The 3670-nt window shown below is 39.8% G+C and carries 3 protein-coding genes and 1 other RNA gene; 2 read left to right on the top strand and 2 right to left on the bottom strand.

The features are described from left to right. Positions 1 to 315 precede the first annotated feature (315 nt). Together ACYQ4S_RS11185 and ACYQ4S_RS11180 are read left to right on the top strand one after the other, a co-directional pair. On the top strand, positions 316 to 1326 hold the full coding sequence (locus tag ACYQ4S_RS11185; RefSeq protein ID WP_346024872.1) for a class I SAM-dependent methyltransferase: 1011 nt from the start codon (positions 316 to 318) through the stop codon (positions 1324 to 1326). A 21-nt stretch (positions 1327 to 1347) separates the two neighbouring features. Continuing rightward, the gene (locus ACYQ4S_RS11180; protein WP_346024873.1) at positions 1348 to 2541 is read left to right on the top strand and encodes an acetate/propionate family kinase; all 1194 of its coding nucleotides are present in this window, start codon (positions 1348 to 1350) and stop codon (positions 2539 to 2541) included. Positions 2542 to 2710: 169 nt separating this feature from the next. On the opposite strand, the gene ACYQ4S_RS11175 is transcribed toward ACYQ4S_RS11180, so the two are convergent. After that, a complete protein-coding gene (locus ACYQ4S_RS11175) occupies positions 2711 to 3169 on the bottom strand; it encodes a universal stress protein (RefSeq protein WP_346024466.1) in 459 nt (152 codons plus the stop codon). A 139-nt stretch (positions 3170 to 3308) separates the two neighbouring features. Then, positions 3309 to 3497: non-coding RNA, 6S RNA (gene ssrS, locus ACYQ4S_RS11170), on the bottom strand. Positions 3498 to 3670 lie beyond the last annotated feature (173 nt).

Genomic DNA, 3670 nt, shown 5'->3' with positions numbered 1-3670 from the left:
TTAGAATCAGTGAGTAAGTGTGGTGCATAAGGGAAACCCACTCAGTGGGCCTTTCAGGCCGAGGCCGGTAAGAGAGGCTTTCAGCCGCAGAGCAAACCACCAGTTCACACTGGTGGTTTTGATTTTTACGATAAGATGACAGGATGTCATACGACAGAATGTACATACACCAATTATTAATCTTGTGAATAATGAGTAAATGAGTTAAAATGTCTATAGATACCCTTACTAATAATAACTAAATCTGCTTTAACTTTTTATCCCAAGTATCTTACTCGCTGTTGACCACCTTAAAAGATGAAAGGATAATTTTTTTTGGACATAAATAACGTAGAACGTTTTTTTTCTGTGTTGAATGATTCCACAGAACTCATCAGAAAAGAGCTTGATTCAACTTATATTGAAGCCCTGATCGAAACAGGTGAGAATATCCTGGATGACGGAGATATTCATGTGGAGAATGGTCTGCCCGGGGAAGAGGCTCAGAAACAGTTGATCGATATATATAGTCGTTTGACACTGACTGCACTGACCCCTGAAGAACGAAAACAGGCTATTCAGCTTATTCTGATCAAAGCGGCCAAGGAAGACTTGCTTCAGCCGAACCATCAGCCAACTCCAGATGCCATCGGCATTATTTTCAGTTATCTGATCGAACTTCTATACGATTTCGACCAGCCCGCCCATATAGCTGATTTATCAGTCGGCACTGGCAACTTGATGTATACACTATTCAGTAATCTGGAATCCTCTAAAAATAAATTTAGATTCACAGGTGTGGATAATGATGACCTGCTAATATCTTTAACATCGACATTAGCTGCATTACTGGGTATGCCGATCGAACTGATGCATCAGGACGCGCTTCAGCCTTTACTGATGGATCCTGCAGACATCATGCTTTCTGATTTACCTGTAGGGTATTATCCGATAGAATTAGAGGGTAATACTTTCAGTACTTCATTTGAGGAAGGCTACTCATATAGTCATTTTCTACTGGTAGAGCAGGGTCTTAACTACTTGAAAGAAGATGGCTTGGCTTTCTATCTCATGCCTACAAGCACGTTTGAGTCAGAAGAAGTTAAAGGACTGCTTTCATTTATTCAGAGTATAGGATATGTTCAGGGATTCATTCATCTGCCCAATGAATGGTTCAAGAATAAACAGTCCAGAAAATCCATACTGATCGTTCAGAAAAAAGGAGAAAAGAGCAGACAGGCTAAAGAAGTGCTGATCGCTACTTCTCCAAGCTTATCCAATAAAGAAGCGTTCAAAACCTTCTTAATGGATATTAAGAAGTGGAAAAAGGAACAAGGGATTAAATAAACTAAAAGGAGCATATATATTATGTCAAAGACAATTGCAATTAATGCTGGAAGCTCAAGTTTGAAATGGAAACTTTTCACTATGCCGGAAGAAAGCGTACTAGCTTCAGGAATCGTAGAGAGAATTGGACTGAATGATTCGATCTTTACTATCAAATACAATGACGGCGAAAAATTCGAACAAGTTGTCGATATCGCTGATCATGAAGTGGCAGTTGAAATGCTTCTTGAACAGCTTAAAGAATGGAACATTTTAAGTGATTTCAATGAAATTACTGGTGTGGGACACCGTGTGGTTGCTGGTGGAGAAATCTTTAAAGATTCAGCTCTAGTAACTGATGAAGTCATCAATCAGATCGAAGAACTATCTGAATTTGCTCCGCTTCATAACCCGGCTAACGCTACTGGAATCAAGGCTTTCCGTAAAATTCTTCCAGATATTACTAGTGTAGCTGTATTTGATACATCATTCCATCAGACTATGCCTAAAGTGAACTACCTTTACAGCATTCCAATGGAATATTACGAAAAGCATAATGCCCGTAAGTACGGTGCACACGGAACCAGCCACAAATATGTTGCTGAACGAGCAGCTGAACTGCTTGGAAAACCAATTGAAGACACAAAAATCATTACATGTCACTTAGGTAATGGTGCATCTATCACTGCAGTTGATGGCGGAAAATCAGTAGACACATCTATGGGATTCACCCCACTTGCAGGAGTGACCATGGGTACACGTTCTGGTGACATTGATCCTTCATTGCTTCCATTCCTGATGGAAAAAGAAGGCATCGAGTCTATCAATGACATGATCTATATTCTAAATAACGAATCTGGACTGAAAGGCTTGTCAGGCATATCAAGTGACATGAGAGACCTTGAAGATGCAGAAGCTACTAATGAAAAAGCTGAACTGGCTCTTCGTATTTTTGAAGATCGTGTCAGAAAATACATCGGATCATATGCTGCGACTATGAATGGTGTAGATGCCATTGTCTTTACTGCAGGCATTGGAGAAAATGGATCAGATACTCGTAAGAATGTGATCGATGGACTGACCTTCCTGGGAGCAGAAATCGATGATGAGAAAAACAATGTACGTGGTAAAGAAAGAGAAATCTCATCTGATTCCTCCAAAGTTAAAGTGTTCCTTATTCCAACAGATGAAGAAGTCATGATTGCAAGGGATGTAGAGAAATTCAGAAACAGCTAAAGAAGACAAATTAAAAAGATCTGCCTGAGAGAACTCAGGCACTTTTTTTAGACAGAAAGAATTTAAGGAAAGAATAGAGAATGGGCATTTAGGCATAGAAGAAAGCCCTGAAGAGTTTGAACAGTCTCCCTTCAGGACTTGATTACTATAAATAATATCAGAGAATAAATCAGTCGAGCTTGTTGTCCAGATCTGTACGAATAATCATGACGTCACAAGACGCCTGTCTGATTACATAATCAGATACTGACCCAACAAAGATACGTTCAACAGCATTCAGTCCCGTGGCACCGAGCATGATCAGGTCGATATGTTCCGATTGAGGGATCTGCTTGGCAATCATGACTTTAGGAGATCCATATTCCAATACTATTTTTACATTATCCAGACCTTTGTCTTCGGCATACTTTTTGTATTCGTTTAAGGTATTCTTCGCTTCCACTCGTGCGTTATCAGCGATTGACCCATCAAAGGTAGAAAATGACTGATACGCCCGTGTATCAATGACATGAGCGAGCACAAGCTGGGCATTATTACGTTTGGCAACTTCGACTGCTTTTTTGAAGGCCTTTTCTGCCTGAGTAGACCCATCGATTGCCACCATAATAGACTTATATTCCTGTAACATTCTATCCACATCCTCTCTTGTTCTATATACTGATTATACTATAAAAGACCGGACAATAGCTAACAGAAACGATTAGAGAATGGATAGATAACCAAAAAAGAGCGAAGAGTTAATCTTCGCTCTGTCTCGTACTAAGTATAAGAAATCCGATGGTGCCGGTAGTATGCCAGTTTAGGTTGAACCCGCTAATAGCAGGTGGGCTTCACCAGAAAAATATCTGACTTCCAAGTGATAAGGCATGTCATCAATTCTTCCTTTAGAATCCCAATGTTTTAATACAATGTTCGGTCAACACAGTAGTTTGGCATCGCGTACACCTCAGAATTCTTATCTTTATATTAGCACAGGGGGAGCTTTTAGTCAATACAGACAGCTTTTGAATTTGCCCAAAATTTATAACAACACTTTATATACCAAAAGCTCGAGGAATTCACATGTGGAAAACATGGAAGCCTCGAGCTTTTTGACTGTCCACAGCAAAAATCTGTGGACAAAATGCAC

This window comes from Alkalibacterium sp. s-m-28, assembly GCF_054658175.1.
This window is presented reverse-complemented; position numbering and strand designations above follow the sequence as displayed.